This is a genomic window from Streptomyces sp. NPDC029139, assembly GCF_055564335.1.
Genome location: NZ_JBVHWN010000006.1, coordinates 263,273 through 285,856, shown reverse-complemented (window position 1 = coordinate 285,856; position 22,584 = coordinate 263,273). Strand labels below are relative to the sequence as shown.

Below are 22,584 nucleotides of genomic sequence, written 5' to 3'. Positions count from 1 at the left end.
CGGCCATCACCCCCACACGACCGAGCCGCCCGGAGATTCCATGCGCCCATTCCGCTCACTCGCCTCTCTCCGCCCGCGCGGGCCACGCCGGCCGACAGCGCTGCTGCTGTTCGCCGCCGCGTCCCTCCTCCCCGTCACGACACCGGCGGCCGCGGCCGCACCCGCGCCCGTGCCGGGCACCCTCCGGCCGTACAACGTCGACGCCGTCCTCAGCTCCGGGATCTCGTCGGGCGGCTACATGGCCACCCAGCTCCATGTGGCGTACTCCGGCACGTTCAGCGGATCTGCCGTGTTCGCCTCCGGCCCGTACGGCTGTGCCCAGAACTCGCTCCCCACCGCCCTCAACGCCTGTATGAACACCACGCAGGACCTTCAGCTCGCGAAGCTGGAGCAGACCACGCGGGACTGGTCGGCGCAGGGGCTCGTCGACCCTCTCGCGAACCTCGCGGGCGACCCCGTGTACGTCTTCAGCGGCTCCAACGACACGACCGTGAAGCGACCCGTGGCCGACGCGCTGGCCGACTCCTACGGCCGGTTCGGCGCGCGGGTCCTCCACAACCGCGCCACGGCGGCCGGCCATGCCTGGATCAGCCCGCTCGGACCCAACTCCTGCACGGTCACGCAGAGCCCGTGGATCAACAATTGCGGCATCGACGCGGAGCGCGAACTGCTCGGTCATCTGCTGGGATCCGTGGCCGCGCCCAGCGCCTCGCCCGGCGGGACGCTGGTCCAGTTCGACCAGAACGCCTACGCGCCGGGCGGCGCGGCGGCGCCGCTGTCGATGGACGACAAGGGGTTCGTCTACGTGCCGACGTCGTGCGCCGGCGGCGCGTCGTGCACGCTCATGGTGGCGCTGCACGGCTGCAAGCAGGGGTACGGGTACCAGGGCTTCGGGACCCGGTTCATCGACCGGGCGTACCTGAACGAGTACGCCGACACCAACGACATGATCGTGCTGTACCCGCAGGCCGTCCCGACGGCCACGCTGGAGAACCCCAACGGCTGCTGGAACTGGTGGGGTTACCTCGGTGACACGTCGTACGCGCGGCACGGCGGCAAGCAGATCGAGGCGATCATGGGGATGGTCCGGGCGCTGCGCGGCTCCGCTCCCCCGCCCGCGGCCGACCGGATGACGCTGCCGAGCGTGGACGCGCAGGACGGGTACGTGAAGGCGGCCGCCGACGGATCGGGGCCCGCGGTGGGCACCCTGGAGGACACGTACGGTCTGGCGCTCGGCCGTGGTACCGACGGCAAGGTGAACCGGACGCTGTTGTCCTTCGACACGTCGAGGATCCCGGCGGGCAAGGAGATCACCCGCGCCTATCTGACGGTGAACCGCAGCAGCGGCTCGGGCGATCCGTGGGCGTCCCCGGCGGGCAATCGGCTCCTCGTGGACGTCACCACGGGCTGCTTCGGCGCGTGCGCCGTCGAGCCCTCGGACTGGTCGGCCGCGGCCACCGCCGCGGGCGGGGCGCACATCGCCCCGTTCTCCACGGGCTCCGCCTCCTCCACGGACCTGTCGGCGGCAGCGCGCGCGGCCCTCGACCGGGCCGGTACGACGCAGATGCGGCTCCGCTTCGAGGCCGCCCCGGCCTCGACGGCGTACCTCTTCGTCAACCAGGCCACTCCGGTGACGCTGACGGTCGAGTACCGCTGACCCGTCCCCGGACCGGGGACGGGCGGGGCGCGGCGGGACGAGGTCCCGTCACGGCCCGCCCGCCCGCGCGGTCACCCGTCCGGAGGACGGGGTGGCGGGCGCTTCCCGCGCGGCGGGAAGCACCGAGCACCGTGTGAGCGGGCGGGTGGTGTGCGTCACGGCCACTGTGCGTCACCGCGTCCGCCGGGTGGGAAGCGGCGTCTGCTGCTCCTGTGGAAGGAGTACTGGCCGGACGTCGACGCACCTGGACGGCACCACATGACCATGTCCCCCTTCGGTTCCTTCGGTGGACCGGACCCGTTCAACGAACTGCTCAACCGCTTCTTCGGCATGTCGCCCGCGGCCTCTCCGCCGGCCGTCCAGCGGGTTCCGATCGGAAGGCTGCTGACGGATTCGGCGCGGCAGCTGCTCGACCGGGCCACCACGCGGGCCGCCGAGGACGGCAGCGCCGACCTGGACACCGAGCATCTGCTCTGGGCCTGCACGCAGATCGGCCCCACCCGCGCGCTGCTCGCCGGGTCGGGTGCCGATCCCGACCAGCTGGGCAAGGCGATCGCGGAGGTCCTGCCGGGCGCGAGCGCCGTTCCGTCCGCCGAGCCGGGGCTCACGCCGTCGGCCAAGCGGGTCCTGCTGCGCGCGTACGAGCGTTCGCGGGCGTCGGGCGTCTCGTACATCGGCCCGGAGCACATCCTCGGCGCGCTCCTCGACGACCCCGACGCGGCGGCGGAGAAGCTGTTGAGCACGAACGGCACGGATGTCGACGGTCTGCGGGCCGTCCCCGAGCGGGCGGGGCGGGCGGAGGGCACGCCGGCGGCCGCTCCCGAGAGCAGGACGCCCACGCTCGACGCGTACGGGCGGGACCTGACCGAGGAGGCGCGGGCCGGCAGGCTCGATCCGGTGGTGGGGCGGGCCGAGGAGATCGAGCAGACCGTCGAGATCCTCTCCCGCCGTTCGAAGAACAACCCGGTCCTCATCGGTGAGCCGGGCGTGGGCAAGACCGCGATCGTGGAGGGGCTCGCCCAGCGGATCGTGGCGGGCGAGGTGCCGAAGACGCTGGAGGGCAGGAGGGTCGTCGCCCTGGACCTGTCCGGGCTCGTCGCCGGGGCGCAGTACCGCGGCCAGTTCGAGGAGCGGCTCAAGAACGTCATCGACGAGGTGAAGGCGGACGCGGACTCGACGGTGCTGTTCATCGACGAACTGCACACCGTGGTGGGCGCGGGCGCGACCGGCGAGGGCGCGATGGACGCGGGCAACATGCTCAAGCCGGCCCTGGCCCGCGGTGAGCTCCATGTGGTGGGCGCGACCACGATCGAGGAGTACCGGCGGTACGTGGAGAAGGACGCCGCGCTGGAGCGGCGCTTCCAGCCCGTGATGATCCCGGAGCCCTCGGTGGAGGAGACGATCCTGATCCTGGAGGGGTTGCGGGACTCCTACGAGGCGCACCACCAGGTGCGTTACAGCGACGCCGCGCTGGTGGCGGCCGCGGAGCTCTCCGACCGCTACGTCTCCGACCGGTTCCTGCCCGACAAGGCCATCGACCTGCTGGACCAGACGGGGGCGCGCGTGCGGCTGCGTTCCCTGGGCAGGTCGACCGAGGTGGTCGGCCGCGAGGACCGGCTGGCCAAGCTGCGCCGCGAGAAGGACGAGGCCGTGGCGGCGGAGGACTTCGAGAAGGCGAACGAGCTGAAACAGGAGATCTCCCGTCTGGAGGGCGAGCTGGCGGGGGTCGCGGAGCGGCGGGAGGGCGTGCGGGAGGTGACGGGCGACGACATCGCGGAGGTGCTGTCGCGCCGCACCGGCATCCCCGTCGCGCAGATGACGCAGAGCGAGAAGGAGAGGCTCCTCGGACTCGAGGACGCCCTGCACAGCCGGGTGGTGGGCCAGGACGAGGCGGTCACCGCCCTCGCCCAGGCCGTGCGCCGCAACCGGGCGGGCATGGGTGACCCGAACCGTCCGGTGGGCTCGTTCCTCTTCCTCGGGCCGACCGGTGTCGGCAAGACGGAGCTGGCGAAGGCGCTCGCGGAGCTGCTGTTCGGTGACGAGAACCGCATGGTCCGCTTCGACATGAGCGAGTTCCAGGAGAAGCACACGGTCTCCCGGCTGGTCGGCGCCCCGCCCGGATACGTCGGTCACGAGGAGGCGGGTCAGCTCACCGAGCGGGTGCGCCGGCAGCCGTACAGCGTCCTGCTCTTCGACGAGGTGGAGAAGGCGCACGCCGATGTCTTCCACACCCTGCTCCAGGTGCTGGACGACGGGCGTCTGACGGACGCCCAGGGCCGGACGGTCGACTTCCGCAACTGCGTGATCATCATGACGTCGAACATCGGCGCCCGGCGGATCCTGGCCCACCACGGTGACGTCTCGGAGATCCGTGACGAGCTGAAGGACGATCTGCGCGGGCACTTCGCGCCCGAGTTCCTCAACCGCGTCGACGAGACGATCGTCTTCCACGGTCTCGCCGAGGACGACCTGGGCCGGATCCTCGACCTGCTGCTGCGCCGGAGCGAGCACCGGGTCCGGGCGCAGGGGCTGGAGCTGGAGGTGACGGAGGCGGCGAAGAAGCTGCTCGTCGCCCACGGCCACCAGTTGGAGTTCGGTGCGCGGCCGTTGCGCCGCACGATCCGGACGGAGCTGGACAACAGGATCGCGGACCTGCTCCTGGGCGGTGAGGCCGATCCCGGCGACCGGATCGTGACGGACGTCCAGAACGACTCTCTGGTGTGCCGCGTGGAGAAGCCGGAGACGGACTCGACCGCCGCGTGACACGCCCCCTCAGCCCGCGGGGCCCGGAAGTGTCGTCTCCCCTTTCCGGCCCCGCGGTTCCATCCGCCCCTTCCCGGGCACGCCGGCGCCCGCCCGGGCGGGCGGGACACGATGCCGCCGTACGCCTGGGCGGATCAGAAGGACGTGACCCATTCGGGGGTCGCCCGCGGGTTCCCGCTGCCGCGCTCGACGATGAGGGCGGTCAGGTCGGACGCGTCCAGGCCGCGCGCGGCCGACCTTCACGGTCGCCCGGTCCGGCGCCGCCTGCCGCGGCGGGTGGCCGAACCGGCCGGCGAACGACGTGGAGACCTCACGGGGGGTGACCTAGCTCGGGGTCCCGGCGGTCGGGACGAAGGCCGTGCCGTGGCCGGGGACGACCAGGGCGGGGTTGAGACCGAGGATCGCGCGGCGCGAGGCGTGCAGGGCGGCGGGGTCGGTGGCGTAGGGGTCTTCGACGGGGCCCTCCGCGGACCACCACAGGTGGGTGAGCACCACCAGGCCGTCCGCGGTCTCCGCGAGCGTGCTGATGTCCTCCGGTGTGTGGCCGGGTGTGGCCGCGAGCCGTATGGAGGGCGAGAGCGCGAAGCCGTCGGCGGGGCGGTCGGTCCAGAGGTCGTCCTCGTAGATGGCCCAGTGGTCGTGGTAGCGGGCGGCCGGGAAGAGCGCCGCGTTCAGGGTGTGGTCCGGGTGGTGGTGGCTGAACACCACGTCGGTGACCTGCTCCGGCGCCAGACCCGCGTCGGCCAGCGGCCCGAGGATGAGCCGGCGGTCGGCGACCATGCCCGGGTCGACGACCACCACGGTGTCTCCGTCACGGAGAAGGCTGACGGTGGACGCGGTGCGCGGGCCGACGTACCCCGCGGTGAGAACGGTCAAGGCGGCGGTCATGGGCGCACGCTAGCGTGATCGATTGTGCCTCACGCGCGGTTTCCGGCCAGAGCGCGGTGCATTTTCCGGCCAGAGTGCGGGCGCGGCGATCAGAGGCGACCGACGGCGGCCGGGGCCGCCCGACCGCCGTGGACGCGGAGGCGCCGAGGGCCGCCCGCGCCCCTGGACACCGAGGGCGGGGGCCCCATGGCCCGGCGCGACCGCAGCGGGTCCGACCCCCGCGCGAGTCAGCGCGGCGGCTCAGGCAGCTCCTCACCCGTCTCCAGGAGGGACTTGAGGCTGGAGAGCAGCGCCGGCCAGCCCTCCCCGATCAGCCCGCGGATCGTGCCGTCGGGCTCCAGGTCGTCGTGCACGACGGTGAGCTTGACCATGTCACCGGCCGGCTCGATCTCGAAGGTCACCTTCGAGCGGCGTTCCTTCGCCAGCTTCACGTACACCTCGTCCCCGATGCCGACCGCCTCGGCCCACTCCGGCGTGAAGGTGTGCCAGGTGTACGAGAGCCGCCGGCCGGGCTCCGCCGCGAGGACCACCTGCTCCGGGTCGCTGGTCCTGCGACCGCCCTCCTCCCAGACCATCGGAGATCCGGCGGTCCAGGTGGTCTCGAAGGTGACGCCCCAGTAGCGCCGGGTGAAGGACGGGTCGGTGAGGGCCTGCCACAGCCCGTCGGGGGTGGTGCGGATGTAGGTGGTGTAGACGAACGCGTTGCTGTCCATCGGGCTCTGCTCCAATGCTGACTTCAGGTCGGCGAGCGCACGGACGCGCTCGCGGGCGTACTGACTGACCCAGCGGTCCGCGACGGCGTGGATCGGAGCGGCGTTCAGATAGTGCAGCTTCTCGCGTCCCCGCCGCACCGTGACCACCAGACCCGCCGCCTCCAGGAGCGCCAGATGCTTGCTGACGGACTGCCGTGCCATGTCCAGCCCCGCGCAGAGCTCACGCAGGGTCTGACCGTTGCGGGCGTTCAGGCTGTCGAGCAGCCGTCGCCGGCTGGCATCGGCCAGCGCCTTGAACACCTCATCCATCGCCCCACCTCAACATGCAGCCTTTTAGCTGCCTCTACGGTAGGCAGCCGCGAGGTTGCATGTCAACGACCGTCCGCTCCGGCGGGCCGGAGAGCCGCCGCCACGAGCCCTTCGGTCGGCGAGCTGCGACCTCCTCGACGGCGACGCGCCCGCCGCCCACGGCATCCGCGCCCTCGACGCCCTCGGTGTCGGTGCGGCCGTCCGGGCCACCGGCCGCGGCCAGTACACCGGCGGCACCCGCACGCCGGACGGATCCTGGCTCGCCCGCATGGACGGCGCCGCCCTCGAACGGGCCCTGGGCCCCCATCGTGGGCATTCCGCGCACGCCTGCACCGCCTGGCGCACGCCTGCACCGCCTGCTGCGTGCCGCGCTGCCGCCGGGGAGCGTGAGCGTCGGTCTGGAGGTGACCGCCGTCGACCGCGCGGCACCGGACCGCGTCCGCGTCCGCACGCGAGCCGCGCCGTTCTCGGCCTCTCCGGCTTCCCCGGCCGTCGAGGCCGGCGCCCACGCCGACACCGGCCTCGATGCCGACCTGGTGGTGGCGGCCGACGGCCTGAACAGCCGTACGCGGGCCACCCTCTTCCCCGACCATCCCGGCCCCGCCCACAGCGGCTCGACCGTGCTCCGCGCCGTGACGGAAGAGGCGCTGGACCTGGCCATCGACTTCGAGATCAGGTGGGGGCACGGCGCCGAGTTCGGGCACACCACGTTCGTGGACGGCCGCGCGGAGTGGCACGCCGTCCTCGACTCGCCCGCAGGGGCACGGCATGCGGATCCGCTCGACGAGGTCCGCAGGCGTTTCGCCGACTGGCACCAGCCCGTCGCGCGACTGCTCGACGCGACCCGACCGGAGGCCGTCCTCCACCACGACATCCATGAACTGGCCGTCCCACTCCCCTCCTTCGTCTCCGGCCGGGTCGCCCTGCTCGGCGACAAACGGCCCACGCGATGACCCCGAACCTCGGGCAGGCGCCTGTCAGGCCCTGGAGGACGCCGTCGTGCTCGCCGCCGCCCTGGCCGACAACCCCGACCCCGCCGCCGCGCTCGCCGCCTACGACGCCGAGCGCCGTCCACGGGCCCAGTCCGTCACCGTCGCCGCCCGCACGGCAGGTCGCATGGGACAGCAGCTCTCCGGCCCGGCGGCCGTCGCCCCGCGGAACGCGGCCCTGCGCCTGGCTCCGTCGGGCATGGCGGTACGCATGATCCCGCGGCACGCCGACTGGTCACCGCCCATGCTTCCCGGCCCGTCTTCGGGTGCCTCGCCCGGTGAATAGGTGCGGACAAACCTAGTCAACGAGGCTGCTACGTTGTCCGGATGTCCCTCAAGCACGCGGTCCTGGCAGCCCTCCTGGAGGGTGAGGCGTCCGGATACGACCTGGCCAAGATCTTCGACGTGTCGGTGGCCAACTTCTGGGCCGCCACGCCGCAGCAGCTCTATCGGGAGCTGGACCGGCTCTCCGAGGCCGGTCTGATCGCCGCCCGCGTCGTCCAGCAGGAACGGCGCCCGAACAAGCGCATGTTCTCGCTCACGGACGCGGGGCGGCAGGACCTCATGGCGTACACGGCCCAGCCACCGCGTCCGACCGCCATCCGTGACGAGCTGATGGTCCAGGTCCAGGCGTGCGACGCGGGCGACACCGACGCTGTGCGCGGCTTCGTCGAGGAGCGGATGGAGTGGGCGCGGGGCAAGCTCGCGCGGTGGGAGCGGCTGCGGGAATGGATGCTCGACGGCCGGGACGAGGCCACGTACCTCCGCGAGGCGGAGCGGATCGGCCCGTATCTCACGCTGATGCGCGGACGGTCACTCGAGGAGGAGAACCTGCGCTGGGGCGAGCAGGTGCTCGCGATCCTGGACGAGCGCCGGGCCGTACGACAGCGGGCCTGAGCCGCTGTTGCGCCCCGGCCGACCGGCCTGGCGCGGCGCCGGCCTTCCCGCCTGGGCAATTCACTCGAGCGCCACCTCGGCCACCACAGTGCGCGCGGCTTCCACATGGCGTGGTACCGACGTCGTACCCGGTGAGGCGGCCGAGCCGGTGGCCGGACGGACCACCGTCGACACCCTGGTGACGCACCTTCTTACCCTGCGGTAACGTCACCGGTCGTCGACCGGAGGCGCCGGTCGCGGACAAGGGGCGGACCGGATGAACGTCGGTGACATCGTCGAGGACTTCACTCTCCCGGACGAGACGGGCACTCCTCGCTCGCTGGTCGGCCTGCTCGCGGACGGGCCGGTCGTGCTGTTCTTCTACCCGGCGGCTCTCACGGCCGGCTGCACCGCCGAAGCCTGCCACTTCCGGGACCTCGCGGGCGAGTTCCGGGCCGCCGGAGCGCTCCCGGTCGGCATCAGTTCCGACGTGGTGGAGCGGCAGCAGGAGTTCGCCGACCGTCATTCGCTCGGCTATCCGCTGCTGTCCGACCCCGAAGGCGCGATCCGCGACCGGTTCGGAGTGACGCGCGGTTTCTCCCTCGCTCCGACGAAGAGGGTCACGTTCGTCATCGCCGAGGACCGCCGGATACTGGAGGTCGTCCGCAGCGAGCTGCGGATGAGCGCGCACGCCGACCGCGCGCTGGCGGCCCTGCGGGCGCGCACGGCCTGACGTCCCCGGCGATCCGCCTCGACATGCGGGCGAGCGATGGTTGGAGAAAACTCGTTCCTACGCACGGCCCATCGGCGGCCGCGGCCGGAACGGAGCGCAGGTATGGACGACTACCCTCTCCTCAACCTCTTCTGGACCATGCTCTGGTTCTTCCTCTGGATCATGTGGCTGTTCCTTCTGTTCAAGGTCATCACGGACATCTTCCGGGACCATGAGCTGAACGGCTGGGCCAAGGCGGGATGGCTGGTCCTGTGCATCCTGCTCCCCTACCTCGGTGTGCTGATCTACGTGATCGCCCGCGGCAAGGGCATGAGCCGGCGTGACATCAAGCAGGCCGAGGACACCGAGGCCGCGTTCCAGTCGTACATCCGCCGGACGGCCGGTACGGCCCCGGCCGACGGCAAGGGCGGCAGCGTCGAGGAACTGGCCCGGCTGGCCGAGCTCAAGGACAAGGGCGCCATCACGGCCGAGGAGTTCGACAAGGCGAAGGCCAAGATCCTGGCCTGACCGCGTGGCCTGCGCGATCGGGCGTCGCAGGGCTGCCGTCCGCCCGCAGTGAGCGGACGGCGGCCCTGGTGCATCGGCCTTCCGCCGCTCGTCCGCTCCGGTCGCCGGCCTACCCGCCGGTCCTGGACCCGACCGGCCCCGCACCGTCGGCGGTGCGGGGCCGCCCGGGCGGCGGGGGGTTCAGCAGCTCATCGCCCAGGTGTGGGAGTCGCCTCGGTCGTTGGCGGCGCCGTTGTAGGCGACCTCCTGACCGGGCGACAGGCAGATGGTCATGGCGCCGCCCTGCCAGGCGCTCTCGTACACGCGGACGTGGTCCTTGACGCCCGGTCCGGAGATGCCGTGGTTGGCCCAGGAGGAGTCGGTGTCGGCGATCCAGTTCTCCCACCAGCCGTCGTCGCCGCTCCAGTTGGCGCGCTGGCCGCCGAAGTGGGAGTCCTGCCAGGCGCAGAAGTGGCCGCTCGGACACTCGGCCGCCTGGACCGGCGTGGTCAGGGCGAGTCCGCCGGCGAGGGCGAGCAGGGCCGCGGCGGCGGTGATGAGCATGCGCTTCATCAGGTGTGGGTGCCTTTCCGTGGGGTGGTGGTCGCGGACAGCTCGGCTGCCCGCCGCAGTGCGCGGCTGCGCAGCTGCCGGTAGGTGGTGAGCTGGTCGGCGCGCAGGGCGCGTACCTTCGCCAGCTCGGCGGGCTCCAGCCGGGCGCGTACGTCGGCGAGTCCGCTCGCGCTCTCGCACCGGGCGGCGAGGGCGGGGTCCGGTCGGTCGGGGCGCGTGGCGCCGGGCGGGGCGGCGCACCGGGTCCAGCGCTCGTGCGCCGCGCGGTGGGCGGGATCGTCCTTCATCCGCGCCTGGGCCTCGGCGCGGAGGTTGTCGACGGTCACCTGGGCGCGGAACCAGCGGGTCTGGTCGCCGTAGAGCGTCTGCCGGGCGGTGGCGAGGCAGCCGTCGGTGTGGGCGGTGACGGTGTGACCGGTGGCGAGCCTGAGGGACAGCTCATGGGGACCGGTGCCGAAGAGGGTGGCCTGGAGGCGGCGGTCTTCACCGTCCGTGCGGGTCCGGACGGCGAGGGTGAGTCCACGGGTGTCGAGGCAGCGGTCGACGAGGGTGCGCTCGACGGCCTTGAGCAGCTGGTCCTGAGCGTGGGGTGTCGGCGGGACGGTCGGGCCCGGCGTGGTGGTGACGCAGCCCGTGAGGAGCAGCGCGATGATCGCGGTCCCGACGGCACTGCGGACATGCGCGGTCCTGTGGAACATGGCGATCCCCCTCGCGACGTACCTGCTCAGCGGGCATCGTGGTGGTCGTCACGGCCCGGGGCGATCACTGCCCGGGCGGGTGCGGCCCATGCCGGAGGTCACTCGAAGGGGTCGAACGCGCCGGAGCGCGCGCCGCCAAGGAGGCGGTGCGCCTGCGGGCGGACTCAGCGCCTCCGGAAACGACACAGCCCCGGTTGGACGGGGGATTCCAACCGGGGCTGTTTGCCGTGACGACGAAGAGCGGTCACCTCTGGGGGGGACCTGGGGACCGGACCTCTTCGCGGTCACATATGTATGAACGATAAACCTTCGCGGGGTGTTCCGCGGCCTCCGGGATGACCGATGTGAGACACCTCACCCCGTTTTCGCCACTCGTCGATCTCAGCCTACGGACGGTAGACCTCGCCGGGCTCGGCCCTGCCGGGGGCCAGCAGCTGGGGCACGGTCACGAATGTGAATCCCCGCCTCTTCAGCTCGTCGATGATCCCCGGGACCGCGGGAACGGTCCCGTCGTATATGTCGTGCAGGAGGATGATCCCGTCCCCCTCGGCGCCGTCGAGTACGCGCTGCCGTATGAGGGTGGAGTCGGTGGTGGCGTAGTCCTTGGCCGTGACGCTCCACAGGATCTGCGCGAGACCCAGTTCGCGGCTCACCTCGGCCACCGTGCCGTCGGTGCGCCCCTGCGGCGGGCGCATCAGGGTGGGCTTGCGCCCTGTGATCTTCTCGATCGCGTCCTGGGTGCGGGAGAGCTCGTCGCGCACCTCATCGGCCTCCAGGTCGGTGAGGATGCGATGCGTCCAGGTGTGATTGGCGACTTCGTGCCCCTCGTCGGCGATGCGCTTGACCACCTCGGGGTAGCGGTCCACGTGCTTCTTGCCGAGCAGGAAGAAGGTGGCGGGGACCTGCTTCTCCTCGAGGACGTCGAGGAGGTGCGGCGTGTCCTTTCCGGGGCCGGCGTCGAAGGTCAGCGCGATGCACTTGGCCTTGGCGCAGTCGACCGCTCCGCCCACGCCCCCCTTGCCGTCCGAGTCCGCGGCCTCTTCCCTGGCGTCCCGCGGGGTGAGGGGGTCGACCCCGCAGCCTCCGAGCGCCAGCATGAGAGAGGCCGCCGCCAGAAGGGCGACGGCCGGTCCACGGCGCTTTCCCGGCTTGGATCGGAACATGCTGCAACCCGCTTTCCCCGTAGACGACTCGAAGAGCCACTTCGCGCCTGGTCAGGGCGGTGAGGCGTGGCTCGCCGAGCACTCTACACACGGTGTATACGCAGCCGGCCCAGGGGGTGGTGGGCCGGGCTCCGGCCCGGGGCCGACGGCCTGCCGGGCACACCCGTGCCCCGGGCGGCGCCCGTCCGCTCCGCCCGGGGCGTCCTGTGTGCCGGCGGGGCCGGCCCGTCAGCGGGAGGCGAGCAGCAGCCTGGCCTCGGTCTCCTGGTCGCCGGAGACCGACTGCAGCGACCGGACGTCGAACGTGGCCGCGAGCGTCTTCTCCATCTCGTCGACAGCGTGGTAGCCGCCGGTCAACGTCGCTCCGACCAGGCCGTTCAGATGCACGGGAGTGATCTCCTCGCGGCGGCCCGCGGCCGTGTCGAAGGTGGCCATCCAGACCGTCGCCTCGGACGTCGTGGCCCCTCGTGGGCCGGGCGGTGTCATGTCTTCCAGCTCGTAGAAGTGGTCGAGGGCATCGAAGACCGCCTGGGCGTCCTCGCGGTTGCAGTCGCTCAGCTGCACCGTGACGTCGGTGTCGATGTGCATGTCGTACACGTCCCTCATCTCCTCGCGGCCAGACGGGCCGGTGGTCCCGCCAACGCTTCCAGCATCCCTCGCACGCGGGGGTCCCGCGAGGTTCCGAGGGCGCTCCGGAAACGTTTCCCCGTACGCGGTTGAGGATGCGCCCGTGCGGTTATCCGCCAGAAGGGGACGCGGCGACGGCGGGAGGTTCCGTGTCCACACGACCAGGCCAGGACAACGCGGACTCCGACGGTCTCAACCGTGGGCGTCACGAGACGCCGGAGGAACGCGCGGACCGGCAGTGGGGCGAACTGATCCAGGAGATCAGGGTCGCCCAGACGGGTGTCCAGATCCTGTTCGGCTTCCTCCTCACCGTCGTCTTCACCCCCCGCTTCCCCGAACTGTCGACGGCCGACCGGACCATCTACATCATCACCGTCTCGCTCGGCGCCGCGGCCACCGGCGCTCTCATCGGTCCCGTGTCCTTCCACCGCCTGGTGGCGGGGCGGCGGATCAAGCCGCAGGCCGTGGAGTGGGCGTCCCGTCTGACGTTCATCGGGCTTCTGCTGCTGGTCGCGACGCTGGCCTCGGCGCTCCTGCTGGTCCTGCGGGTGGCCACGGCGGCACCGCACGTGCCCTGGCTGGTGACGGCTCTCGTCGCGTGGTACCTGCTGTGCTGGTACGTGCTGCCCCTCTGGGTGCGCCACCGGTACACCAACGGAAACGGTTCGTGACCGCCGGGCTCACGCCTCGCCGGTCACCTGCTCCACGGTGTCGGCCTCGGCCGCGGCTTTGTCGGGACGGTGACGTACGACCCGGGCGAAGCGCAGGGTCACGCCCGCCGGGTAGCGGGTGGAGCGCTGGAGACCGTCGTAGGCGATCTCGACGACGAGTTCGGGCCGTACGCGTACGGTGAACCCGTCGTCCTCCAGGGCCAGTTCGCCCAGCTTCTCGGTCTGCCAGCGCAGCATCTCGTCGGTGAGGCCCTTGAACGTCTTGCCCAGCATCACGAACGTGCCGTCGGCGGCTCGGGCGCCGAGGTGGAGGTTCGACAGGAGTCCGGTGCGACGGCCGTGGCCCCACTCGGCGGCGAGGACGACGAGATCGAGGGTGTGCACGGGTTTGACCTTGAGCCAGGTACGGCCCCGCCTGCCTGCCACATAGGGCGCGTCCAGCGCTTTGACCAGGACTCCTTCGTGCCCGCGCGCCAGGGTGTCGGTGAAGAACCGCTCCGCCGCCTCGACCTGGGCGGGGGAGCCGGGATCGTCGACGACGCACCGTCGCACGCGCAGGGGCTCGGGCAGCAGGCCGGCCAGGGCGGCATGACGCTCCTGGCCCGGGTGGTCGATGAGGGCCTCGTCGGCCACGGCGAGCACGTCGAAGAAGACGGGCGAGAGCGGCAGCGCCGCGCTGGCCGTCTCCACGTCGACGCGAGAGCCGACCCGCGAGGCGATGTCCTGGAACGCCATCGGCCTCCCGGTGGCCGGATCCAGGGCGATGACCTCCCCGTCCAGGATGAACGACTCGGCCGGCAGCTCCCGGGCACGGGCGACGACCTCCGGCAGCCGCCCGGTGATGTCGTCGAGGGAACGGGTGAACACCCGGACCTCGTCCCGCCGCCGGTGCACCTGGATACGGAAGCCGTCGAGCTTCTCCTCCACGACGCAGGCCCCGAGCGCGGCGACGGCCTCGGTCACGGAGCCGGCGGTGTGGGCGAGCATCGGCAGGACGGGGGTGCCGACCCGCAGATCGAAGGCGCCGAGTGCGGCCGGGCCGTCGGCGAGCACGGCCTGGGCGACGCGGGGCAGGGAACCTTCCAGCATCACGGCCCGGCGAAGGTCGGCGGAGGGGACGGTGGCGGCCCGCGCGACACCCTCCAGCGCGATGGCGTCCAGGGCGCCCTGGCGCACCTCGCCGGAGAGCAGGCGGAGCAGGAACTCCTGCTCCGGCAGGGTGGCGGCGGCCATCAGCTCGTGGACCAGCCGGGCCCGCTCCGCCTGCGAACCGGCGCCCGACACGGCCGCGAGCGCGGTCATGGCGGCATCGGCACCGGCGAGCGTGAGGGTGGGCTGCTCGGCGGGCGCCACGGCCGGCGGGAGCACGGCCTTGAGCACGCTCCAGCCGACCCCGATCCGCCCCTGCGGAAGCCTGCCGGAGAGATACGCGATCACGAGCGGGCTCTCCTCGGGCGCGGCCTCCGAGAAGAGTTCGGCCAGCACGGCGATCTTCCGCGAGCGGGCGGAGGTGGCGGCGACCTGCTGGGAAGCGTCCGCGACTCGGGCCAGAAGCATGGCCCCATCCTCTCCCGCGCCCCCGCGGGGCCGCACGTCGGAAAAGCGTCTCCCGCACCCCCCTGATCCGGCCGGACACCTCAGGCGCGGCCCCTCCACGCGCCGCCCGGAGGGCGCCGATCGCCGCACGCTCCCGCCGAACGCCCTGCCGGCGTGAGGGGACCGCCTGCGGTGAACGGTCATCCGGGGGTGGCCACCGCCTCCTTGTCGTCGACGGTCGCCGACCTCCGGCGGCGGAGGCGGTCGAGCAGGCCCCGCCGAGTGCGGACGAGGCTTTCGGTCCCGCGAGTGGCCGGGCGCCGGAGGACGGCCGGGCGGGGTGGCCGAGCGGTGCCCGGGGTGGCTTCCCCGTCCGGACGCGGGGCCGGGTGGTCCGCGCGGGCCTCGTCGAGGGCGAGGGACAGGCTCATGCGGTGCCAGAGGATCTCGTCCGGGTCGTCCGCGAGCATCAGCCGGTCCGCGATCTCGCGGGAGGCCACCGACTCCGGCCGTCCCGAGGGCGGTTCCGGACGCAGCCGGTCCAGATGCGTCCGCTCGTAGGGGTCGTCCACGACCTCGGCCAGCTGGACCGGGTCGAGGAGCGAGGCGATCGCCGCTGCCCGCACCCAGGGGTCCTCGGTCGCACGGAGCAACAGGCCCAGACGCCGGGCCCGCCAGTTCCGGGGCCGCCGGTCCTCCCCTCCGTCGATCCGCTCGCGCAGCTCCTGCGGGAGCCTGCCGGTCAACAGACCCCGCCGCGTCAGGGCGAACTCGCTCAGCTCACCGGCGAGATAGAGCCAGACCACCGCGCGATAGCGGTTCAGGTAGAACCGCACCGGGCTGAAGTGCCCCGTCCTGGCCAGCTTGGTGAAGCGGTCCGGTGTCACGGAGAGCAGCACGGCCGCCTCCGACGTGCCGACCGTGCGGACGCGCTCCCGCAGTCCGCACGGGAAGTCCGGTGCGGCTCTGAGCCGGTCGATCTCGGCCTGCTCCACCCGGCGCCGCACACCCGGTGCGCCGAGGACGCCGACGGCTCCCGGCCCCCTCGACGCCCCCGGCGCCGCTCCCGGCACCGTCCTCACCAGCCCCAACTGAACGGCGAGCTGGAACTCGTCGCGCCTCAGTTCCAGTTCCCGCGCGGCCCGCGTCGGTGCCAGTGCGCGCATGCCTTCATCCACCGTCATGACGGTCTCCCCCGTGAGCGACGAATACTCTCGGTGACGACCGTAGCCCGCAGCGCCCCGCTCCCGCTCGGCCTGTGGACAACCGTGGAGAGCGTCGTCAGGCGGTGGCAACTCGCCCTGTGGACAACCTCAGAGCTCGGCGACGCCCGCCCGTCCCGGCTGCCGCGCCGCCACTCCGAGGTGCTCACCGACCCGGTTCACCAGCAGCGTCATCTCGTACGCGACCTGGCCGACATCCGCCTCCGCCGCGCTCAGCACGCACAGGCAGCTCCCCTCCCCCGCCGCCGTGACGAAGAGCAGAGCCTCGTCGAACTCGACCATCGTCTGCCGGGCGCGACCGGCCTGGAAATGCCGGCCCGAGCCTCGGGCCAGACTGTGCAGTCCGGAGGACACCGCGGCGAGATGCTCGGCGTCCTCCCGCTTCAGGCCGCTGCTCGCGCCCGTCACGAGCCCGTCGTTCGACAGCACCAGCGCGTGCCGTATGTACTCGACCCGCTGGGTCAAGTCGTCAAGGAGCCAGTCCAGTCCCTTGTCCAGCGCCATGTGTCGGTCCTTCCCCCTGTGTGTTGCGTCCCCGTCGACCCGAAGTCCCCGTGGTCCGCGTGTCGCGCGCAAGCCTTACGCACTGTCGTGGACAGAGCAAGCACCCCTCGGCGCCTTGCGTGCCGCACCATGGGGCCATGGCGAAGATGACCGAGGAACAGTGGCGGGCGTTCGTGTCCGCGGGAACGCGCACCGGCAAGCTGGCGACCGTGCGCGACGACGGCAGTCCGCACGTCGTCCCGATCTGGTTCGTGCTCGACGGGGACGGCTTCCTCTTCACCACCGGCAAGGACACGGTGAAGGGGCGCAATCTGGCGCGGGACGGGCGGGTGGCCCTGTGCGTCGACGACGACCGGCCGCCGTTCGCCTACGTCACGATCCAGGGCCGCGCCGAGATCAGCGAGGAAGCGGTCGACCTGCGGCACTGGGCCGCCCGCATCGGCGGCCGCTACATGGGCGACGACCGCGCCGAGGAGTTCGGCGAGCGCAACGGCGTCCCCGGCGAACTGCTGGTGCGGGTACGGATCGAGAAGGTGGTCGCCGAGAGCGGCGTCTCCGACTGACCCCGTCACTCACCCCCCGCTCCGCGCCGGCGCAGCCCGCCGGCCGCGCCCGAGGCGCCCGTGCCTCACCCGACGGAATCCAGCAGCCGCGCCGTGTGCATGCGTCCGGCGTACTCGACCAGCCGGATCAGCACCTCCTTGCCCGAGTCACGGTCCCGCGCGTCGCACAGCACGACGGGCGTGCCGCGGTCCAGGTCCAGCGCGCGGGAGACCTCGTGCGCGCCGTAGTTCCGCGCGCCGACGAAGCAGTTGACCGCGACGACGAAGGGGATCTTGCGGTGCTCGAAGTAGTCCACCGCGGGGAAGCAGTCCTCCAGTCGTCGCGTGTCGGCGAGCACGACGGCGCCGAGCGCCCCTTGGGACAGCTCGTCCCAGAGGAACCAGAACCGGTCCTGTCCCGGTGTGCCGAAGAGGTAGAGGGAGAGGCCGGAGCGGATCGTGATGCGGCCGAAGTCCATCGCCACGGTGGTGGTGGTCTTCTGGTCGACGCCTCCGGTGTCGTCGACGGTCTCACCGGCCCGGCTGAGCTGTTCCTCGGTGCGCAGCGGACGGATCTCGCTGACCGCGCCCACCAGGGTGGTCTTGCCGACGCCGAATCCGCCGGCGACCAGGATCTTCAGGGCGAGCGACGTGGTGTCCACGCCGCCGTCCGCACCGCTGCTGCCGCTGCTGCCGCTGCTGTCAGAGCGCTCGTAGGCCATCGATGACTTCCCTCAGGATCCGTTCGTCGGGGAGCTGTGCGGGCGGGACCGGTCGGCTGACCTTGACGAAGCCCGCTTCGAGGAGGTCGCCGAGGAGGACTCGGACGACCCCGACGGGCAGATCGGCGTCGGCGGCGAGCTCGGCGACCGACTGCGTCTCGGCCCGGCACAGCGTGAGCAGGGCCCGGTGCTCCGGCCCGAGGAGCGACTCCTCGGCCGGGCCGGGCGGGTCGTCGTCGACGACGACGAGTGCGATGAGGTCGAACCGTACGTTGCTGGGTCCCGGTTTCGTTCGGCCACCGGTCATGGCGTACGGCCGGACGAGCGGCCCCGCGTCCGCGTCGAACCACCGACTGCCCGGCCCGGCCGGATCGGCGCCGGCGCTGTCCTCGTTCATGAAATCTCCGGTCTCTCCGGTGCTCCGGTCAGCCGGCGGCCGGTGGGGTCACGGTGAGCCGCGGCGGGGTGTGCAGGTGCTCGCCGACGCGCTTCACCAGGCGGGCCATCTCGTAGGCGATGAGCCCGATGTCCGCGCTCACCGAGCTGAGGACGGCGAGACACGAGCCGTCGCCCGCGGCGGCGACGAACAGGAAGCCGTCGTCCATCTCCACCATCGTCTGGCGGACGCCCCCGGTGTGGAACTGGCGGCCCGCGCCCTTGGCGAGGCTGTGGAACCCGGAGGCGATGGCGGCCAGGTGCTCGGCGTCCTCCCTGCTGAGCCCGCTGGAGGCGCCGACGGCCAGACCGTCGTTGGACAGCACGACCGTGTGCCGGACTTCGCGGACCCGGACGACGAGGTCGTCGAGGAGCCAGTCGAGCTCACCGGAACGGTGGTGGGGCATCCTCTCGTGGTCGATCATGCCTGGTCTCCTTCACTGCCGAAGTCACTGCCGAAGTCACTGCCGAAGTCACTGCCGAAGTCGCTGCCGGAGCCGCTGCCGATGTCATGACGGAAGCCACCGCCGAAGTCGCGGCCGTGGCCATGGTCGAGGTCGTTGCCCCGGCCGGTGCCGGGGTCGTTGTCGAAGACGCGGCCGGAGCCGGTGCCCAGGGGGCGCCGGGTGCCGGGAGCCTCGCCGCCGCCTCGCGTCCAGCCGTCGCGGTAGGCGGTCATACGGTCCCTGACCTGTTCGGGGGTGCGTTCGCCGGCGCCCTGGACGGCCGGGGCGGGTGGGACGTCGGACGGCGCCTCGCGCAGCTGCGGGACGAGGCTGGCCTGCCGTACGCGGCGGGGCAGGTCACCGGATTCGTCGACGGAGCCGGGGGCCTCCGAGCCGCGGAAGTCGGCCGGCCCCCCGCCGGTTGGAACGGACGGGGCGTGCGGGGGCGGGCCGTGCGGCGCCGGAGAGTGCGAAGACGACGCAGGCGGGGACGAGGCAGGCAGGGTCGAGGGGGGCGGGGTCGAGGAGGGCGGGGTCGAGGCAGACGAGGTCGGCACCCGGGGCGCCGGAGCCGAACGGCCGCGCTGCCGCAGGGTGGTGACGCCGGCAGGCGGCTGTTCGGGGGTTTCCGCCCCCGAGCCCTCCGGCTGCCCCGCCAGGGCGGGGATCCGTGGCGCGCGCGGCAGGGGCTGTGCCTGCGACGGTACGGGAGCCACCGCTCCCGGCTGCTGCTGCCGGTGGTACGGGAAGGGGCTCTCCGGCCCGTTCCCGGCGCGCCCGCGCTCCCCGTGCGTGCCGCCGGGCTGTGCGTAGCCGTGCGTCGAGTCGGCGGGCGTGCTGCCGGCGGGCGTCCTGCCGGCAGCGGGTGTTCCCTCGGACTCCGGGGGGTTCGATGTGCTCCGCCCGGGCGGGAGGGCGCTCTGCAACACGTCGTTGGGGAGCAGCACGACCGCTGTCGTGCCTCCGTACGGCGAGGTCCGCAGATGGACCTTGATGTCGTGGCGGGAGGAGAGCCGGCTGACCACGAACAGGCCGAGCCGGTCGCTGTCGAACAGGTCGAGGGCCTCGGACTGCTCGATCCTCGTATTGGCCTCGGCGAGGCTCTCCTTGCCCATGCCGAGGCCCCGGTCCTCGATCTCGAGGGCATAGCCGTTGCCGACGGGTTCCCCGCTGATCCGTACCTTGGTGTGGGGCGGGGAGAACTGGGCCGCGTTCTCGATGAGTTCGGCCAGCAGGTGGGTGAGGTCCGCGACGGCGCCGCCGACGACGGCCGTCTCCGGGAGTCGGCGCACCTCCACGCGCGCGTAGTCCTCGATCTCGGAGACAGCGGCCCGTACGACGTTTGTCAGCGGGACCGGCACGCGCCAGGCCCTGCCGGGAGCGGCGCCGGAGAGGATGATCAAGCTCTCGGCGTGACGCCGCATGCGGGTCGTGAGGTGGTCGAGCCGGAAGAGGTCACCGAGTTCGTTCGGGTCGTCGACCCGGCGCTCCATGCTGTCGAGCAGGTTGAGCTGGCGGTGGACCAGGACCTGGCTGCGCCGGGCGAGGTTGACGAACACGCCGGAGATGCCGCTGGCCAGTTCGGCGCGCTCCACGGCGGCGGAGAGCGCGGCCCGGTGGACGGTGGTGAGAGCCTCCCCGACCTGGCCGATCTCGTCCCCCGGGGCGGGTCCCGGCGGGGCCTCGGCGTGCACGTCGATCTCCTCGCCGCCGCGCAGCCGCCGCATGGCGGCGGGGAGTTTGCGCCGGGCGATCTCCAGAGCGGTGTTGCGCAGGCTGATCAGCTCGATGACCAGGGCCCGGCCGATGCGTACGGAGATGACGAGGGAGGCGGCGACGGCTGCGAGGCCGAGCAGGACCGCGGCGCCGCCGGCGGACAGCACGCCGCCGGCGAACGGGTCCGCGCGGACGGTCGCGGCTCGCCGGGCGTCCGTCTCGAGGGCGGTGAGTCCGCCGCGTACGACGGCCATGGCGTCGTCCCAGGTGGCGGCGGACACGGCCTGGGCGGCCTGTCGGCCCGGGGCCGCGGCACGGACCAGGTCCTCCGCCGCGGTGAGCTGCTGGTAGCCGCGCTGGGCGGCCAGCTTCTTCCAGGCGGCCCGCTCGGGGGCGCGCAGGTCGGCGGTGGCGGACTCGGTGAGGACGCGGCGGGTCTCGACGGCCCCGGTGAACTGCCGAAGCCTGTCGGCTCCGAACTCGCCGCCGAGGTGGGCGGAGCCGAGCAGGGCGTCCTCGCGGGCGAGCATCTCCCCGGCTCGGCCCAGTTCGAGCAGCACGCGCGCGTCGGCACCGATCTCCGCGTCCTGGATGCCGGTCAGCGCACCGTCGACGGCGAAGGCGGCGGTGATCGCGGCGGTGTACTCGGTGTACACCCGGTCCCAGTCGGCGGTGCCGGCGGTCGCGGCGGCACGGAGCCGGCCGAGTCCCTCCGCCTTGGTGACGAACTGCCCCACCCTGTCGGCGACCTCTCGGGGAAGGTCACCCGTGTCGCCCACGGTGTGCCCGCCGCCGAGGCGGAGGCGGGCGACGGCGGCGTCGGTGCGCCGCCCCTGCTCCTTGAGCTCCGAGACACGTCCGGCCCCGGGCGTGGTGACCTGGCGTACGGCGGCGCGCCGTTCGGCCTGCAGCGCGGTGACGGCGGCGGCGACGGGTTCGCGGATCTCGGCGTCGACCCGTTGGAGCTGACGGAGGCGTGCGATGTCCTGAGCGGTGGTGACGGTGGCGAATCCCCAGAGGGCCAGCAGCGACACGACGGGGACCATCAGCAGCGAGACGATCTTCGCCCGGACGGTCCGCGGCCGCAGACCACGGCGGCGGGGCGGGGCGGCCTGCCGGGCCGGGGCGGCCGGGCCCTCCGAGGCGGCCTGTGCGTCGGGGGCCGCCTGTGCGTGGGAAGCGCGCTCCGGGGGTTCGTCGGCGGGCGGCCCCGCGTGCGCGCGCCGTCCGCGCGCCGCGTGCGGCGGCGCGGGGGTGTCGGCGTTCTGGGTCCTGCGGGGAGTTCGCATGGCCTCCTCGTTCCGGCTGCGTCGGTCCTGGTGCGGTGGTACGTCCCTGGCGGCTGCCCGCCTGCCGCCAGTGCGTCAAGCGCGGGGATCTCGCCCCGGGGTTCGGCCCGATGGCCCGGGCTAGGGGTGGGCCGGTCCCCTGTCCACGGGACCCACCGGGTACGCGCGGGAGGCGGCGGGCGGCTGGGGGCGGTAGCCGGGGGGCGCCACGTCCACCGCGCGCTCGTCGGGCTCGCCGAGCCGCCCGGCCGAGGCGTACGCGGCGCGTTCCCCGGCCGTCGGGGAGAGGGCGACGAAGGCCGAGGTGATGAAGAGGTAGGAGCCGAGGCCCACGGCGAGGGGGAAGATGAACTGCATGGCCGTGGCGCCGGGCAGGGACGCGGCGGAGGGAACGACCTCGACGCGGACGGCGAACATGCCGGTGTAGTGCATGCTGCTGACGGCGGCGCCCATGACGAGCGAGGCGACCGCCACGGCGGCCGGTGCGTGGATGTTGAGGGCCGCCCACAGCGCCGCCGTGGCGGCGACGACCGCGATGACGACGGAGAGCGCGACGAGCAGGGGGTCGTACGTCACGTGCCCGTGCAGTCGGAGGGCGGCCATGCCCATGTAGTGCATGCTCGCGACGCCGACGCCGGTCGTGAGACCGCCGGTCAGGAGGGAGCGGACCCGGTCACGGCCGTAACCGACGGCGAAGACGCCGACCCCGACGACCACCATGGCGATGAGCAGGCTGAGAACGGTCAGTGGGACGCTGTAGCGGATGTCGGTCCCTGTGACGCCGAAGCCGAGCATGGCGACGAAGTGCATGGTCCAGATGCCGGTGCCGATGGCGGACGCGGCGGTGAGCAGCCAGTTGCGTCGCGATCGGCCGGTCGCTTCCAGCGCTCGTACGGTGCAGCGCAGCCCGAGGGCGGCGCCGGTGCAGGCCATCGCGTACGACAGCGCGGGTGTCAGCCAGCCGAAGGTGGCGTGGTCCAGGTGTCCCATGACTCGGGGACGCTAGTCCGGGCAAGGGGGCGCAT

General features: G+C 72.7%; 21 protein-coding genes and 1 pseudogene. 8 read left to right on the top strand and 14 right to left on the bottom strand.

The features are described 5' to 3' along the window. Positions 1–40: 40 nt before the first annotated feature. Both ACZ4VW_RS17130 and ACZ4VW_RS17125 read left to right on the top strand, forming a co-directional pair. On the top strand, positions 41–1,657 hold the full coding sequence (locus tag ACZ4VW_RS17130; protein ID WP_467963024.1) for an extracellular catalytic domain type 2 short-chain-length polyhydroxyalkanoate depolymerase: 1,617 nt from the start codon (positions 41–43) through the stop codon (positions 1,655–1,657). A 258-nt stretch (positions 1,658–1,915) separates the two neighbouring features. Continuing rightward, positions 1,916–4,420 (top strand): ATP-dependent Clp protease ATP-binding subunit, encoded by a 2,505-nt coding sequence (locus ACZ4VW_RS17125; RefSeq protein ID WP_467963022.1) that lies wholly within the window; start codon positions 1,916–1,918, stop codon positions 4,418–4,420. A gap of 324 nt (positions 4,421–4,744) precedes the next feature. Here the strand turns inward: ACZ4VW_RS17125 and ACZ4VW_RS17120 are convergent, their stop codons facing one another. Then, positions 4,745–5,308 (bottom strand): MBL fold metallo-hydrolase, encoded by a 564-nt coding sequence (locus tag ACZ4VW_RS17120; protein ID WP_467963021.1) that lies wholly within the window; start codon positions 5,306–5,308, stop codon positions 4,745–4,747. A gap of 227 nt (positions 5,309–5,535) precedes the next feature. Continuing rightward, positions 5,536–6,330, bottom strand: a complete 795-nt coding sequence (locus tag ACZ4VW_RS17115) for an ArsR/SmtB family transcription factor (RefSeq protein ID WP_467963019.1) — start codon at positions 6,328–6,330, stop codon at positions 5,536–5,538. A 139-nt stretch (positions 6,331–6,469) separates the two neighbouring features. Between ACZ4VW_RS17115 and ACZ4VW_RS17110 the strand changes: the two are divergent. The 4 genes and pseudogenes from ACZ4VW_RS17110 to ACZ4VW_RS17095 all read left to right on the top strand — a co-directional run. Next, positions 6,470–7,605, top strand: a pseudogene (locus tag ACZ4VW_RS17110) (FAD-dependent monooxygenase); the annotation flags it as partial. Between the two features lie 41 nt (positions 7,606–7,646). Beyond that, on the top strand, positions 7,647–8,216 hold the full coding sequence (locus tag ACZ4VW_RS17105; RefSeq protein ID WP_467963017.1) for a PadR family transcriptional regulator: 570 nt from the start codon (positions 7,647–7,649) through the stop codon (positions 8,214–8,216). A gap of 256 nt (positions 8,217–8,472) precedes the next feature. Continuing rightward, positions 8,473–8,928 carry a peroxiredoxin gene (locus tag ACZ4VW_RS17100; RefSeq protein ID WP_467963015.1) on the top strand — a complete coding sequence of 152 codons (456 nt, stop codon included), beginning with the start codon at positions 8,473–8,475 and terminating at the stop codon, positions 8,926–8,928. A gap of 102 nt (positions 8,929–9,030) precedes the next feature. Beyond that, entirely contained in the window at positions 9,031–9,435 is a 405-nt protein-coding gene (locus ACZ4VW_RS17095; protein ID WP_467963013.1) for an SHOCT domain-containing protein, read from the top strand. Between the two features lie 180 nt (positions 9,436–9,615). Here the strand turns inward: ACZ4VW_RS17095 and ACZ4VW_RS17090 are convergent, their stop codons facing one another. The 4 genes from ACZ4VW_RS17090 to ACZ4VW_RS17075 all read right to left on the bottom strand — a co-directional run bounded on the left by ACZ4VW_RS17090 (position 9,616) and on the right by ACZ4VW_RS17075 (position 12,436). Then, entirely contained in the window at positions 9,616–9,987 is a 372-nt protein-coding gene (locus tag ACZ4VW_RS17090) for a peptidase inhibitor family I36 protein (RefSeq protein ID WP_467963011.1), read from the bottom strand. After that, positions 9,987–10,685 (bottom strand): hypothetical protein, encoded by a 699-nt coding sequence (locus ACZ4VW_RS17085; RefSeq protein ID WP_467963009.1) that lies wholly within the window; start codon positions 10,683–10,685, stop codon positions 9,987–9,989. The genes ACZ4VW_RS17090 and ACZ4VW_RS17085 overlap by 1 nt, the downstream gene beginning before the upstream one ends. 386 nt (positions 10,686–11,071) lie before the next feature. Continuing rightward, positions 11,072–11,848 (bottom strand): polysaccharide deacetylase family protein, encoded by a 777-nt coding sequence (locus ACZ4VW_RS17080; RefSeq protein WP_467963007.1) that lies wholly within the window; start codon positions 11,846–11,848, stop codon positions 11,072–11,074. Positions 11,849–12,076: 228 nt separating this feature from the next. Then, positions 12,077–12,436 (bottom strand): hypothetical protein, encoded by a 360-nt coding sequence (locus ACZ4VW_RS17075; RefSeq protein ID WP_467963195.1) that lies wholly within the window; start codon positions 12,434–12,436, stop codon positions 12,077–12,079. Positions 12,437–12,624: 188 nt separating this feature from the next. Between ACZ4VW_RS17075 and ACZ4VW_RS17070 the strand changes: the two genes are divergently transcribed. Continuing rightward, positions 12,625–13,146 carry a DUF6328 family protein gene (locus tag ACZ4VW_RS17070; protein ID WP_467963005.1) on the top strand — a complete coding sequence of 174 codons (522 nt, stop codon included), beginning with the start codon at positions 12,625–12,627 and terminating at the stop codon, positions 13,144–13,146. A gap of 9 nt (positions 13,147–13,155) precedes the next feature. On the opposite strand, the gene ACZ4VW_RS17065 is transcribed toward ACZ4VW_RS17070, so the two are convergent. From ACZ4VW_RS17065 to ACZ4VW_RS17055, 3 genes are all read right to left on the bottom strand, one after another. Beyond that, the gene (locus ACZ4VW_RS17065; RefSeq protein ID WP_467963003.1) at positions 13,156–14,703 is read right to left on the bottom strand and encodes an ATP-dependent DNA ligase; all 1,548 of its coding nucleotides are present in this window, start codon (positions 14,701–14,703) and stop codon (positions 13,156–13,158) included. 179 nt (positions 14,704–14,882) lie between these two features. After that, positions 14,883–15,866 (bottom strand): DUF6397 family protein, encoded by a 984-nt coding sequence (locus tag ACZ4VW_RS17060; RefSeq protein WP_467963001.1) that lies wholly within the window; start codon positions 15,864–15,866, stop codon positions 14,883–14,885. Positions 15,867–15,995: 129 nt separating this feature from the next. Continuing rightward, a complete protein-coding gene (locus ACZ4VW_RS17055) occupies positions 15,996–16,409 on the bottom strand; it encodes a roadblock/LC7 domain-containing protein (protein ID WP_467962999.1) in 414 nt (137 codons plus the stop codon). 137 nt (positions 16,410–16,546) lie between these two features. Between ACZ4VW_RS17055 and ACZ4VW_RS17050 the strand changes: the two genes are divergently transcribed. Further along, the gene (locus tag ACZ4VW_RS17050) at positions 16,547–16,972 is read left to right on the top strand and encodes a PPOX class F420-dependent oxidoreductase (RefSeq protein ID WP_467962997.1); all 426 of its coding nucleotides are present in this window, start codon (positions 16,547–16,549) and stop codon (positions 16,970–16,972) included. A 65-nt stretch (positions 16,973–17,037) separates the two neighbouring features. On the opposite strand, the gene ACZ4VW_RS17045 is transcribed toward ACZ4VW_RS17050, so the two are convergent. The 5 genes from ACZ4VW_RS17045 to ACZ4VW_RS17025 form a co-directional block, all read right to left on the bottom strand. Then, positions 17,038–17,673 carry a GTP-binding protein gene (locus ACZ4VW_RS17045; protein WP_467962995.1) on the bottom strand — a complete coding sequence of 212 codons (636 nt, stop codon included), beginning with the start codon at positions 17,671–17,673 and terminating at the stop codon, positions 17,038–17,040. Next, positions 17,654–18,070, bottom strand: a complete 417-nt coding sequence (locus ACZ4VW_RS17040) for a DUF742 domain-containing protein (protein WP_467962993.1) — start codon at positions 18,068–18,070, stop codon at positions 17,654–17,656. The genes ACZ4VW_RS17045 and ACZ4VW_RS17040 overlap by 20 nt, the downstream gene beginning before the upstream one ends. A gap of 28 nt (positions 18,071–18,098) precedes the next feature. Then, positions 18,099–18,533, bottom strand: a complete 435-nt coding sequence (locus tag ACZ4VW_RS17035) for a roadblock/LC7 domain-containing protein (protein ID WP_467962991.1) — start codon at positions 18,531–18,533, stop codon at positions 18,099–18,101. Next, entirely contained in the window at positions 18,530–21,559 is a 3,030-nt protein-coding gene (locus tag ACZ4VW_RS17030; RefSeq protein ID WP_467962989.1) for a sensor histidine kinase, read from the bottom strand. Before ACZ4VW_RS17030 ends, ACZ4VW_RS17035 begins: the two co-directional genes overlap by 4 nt. Positions 21,560–21,679: 120 nt before the next feature. Then, on the bottom strand, positions 21,680–22,549 hold the full coding sequence (locus tag ACZ4VW_RS17025; RefSeq protein ID WP_467962987.1) for an MHYT domain-containing protein: 870 nt from the start codon (positions 22,547–22,549) through the stop codon (positions 21,680–21,682). Between the last annotated feature and the right edge of the window lie 35 nt (positions 22,550–22,584).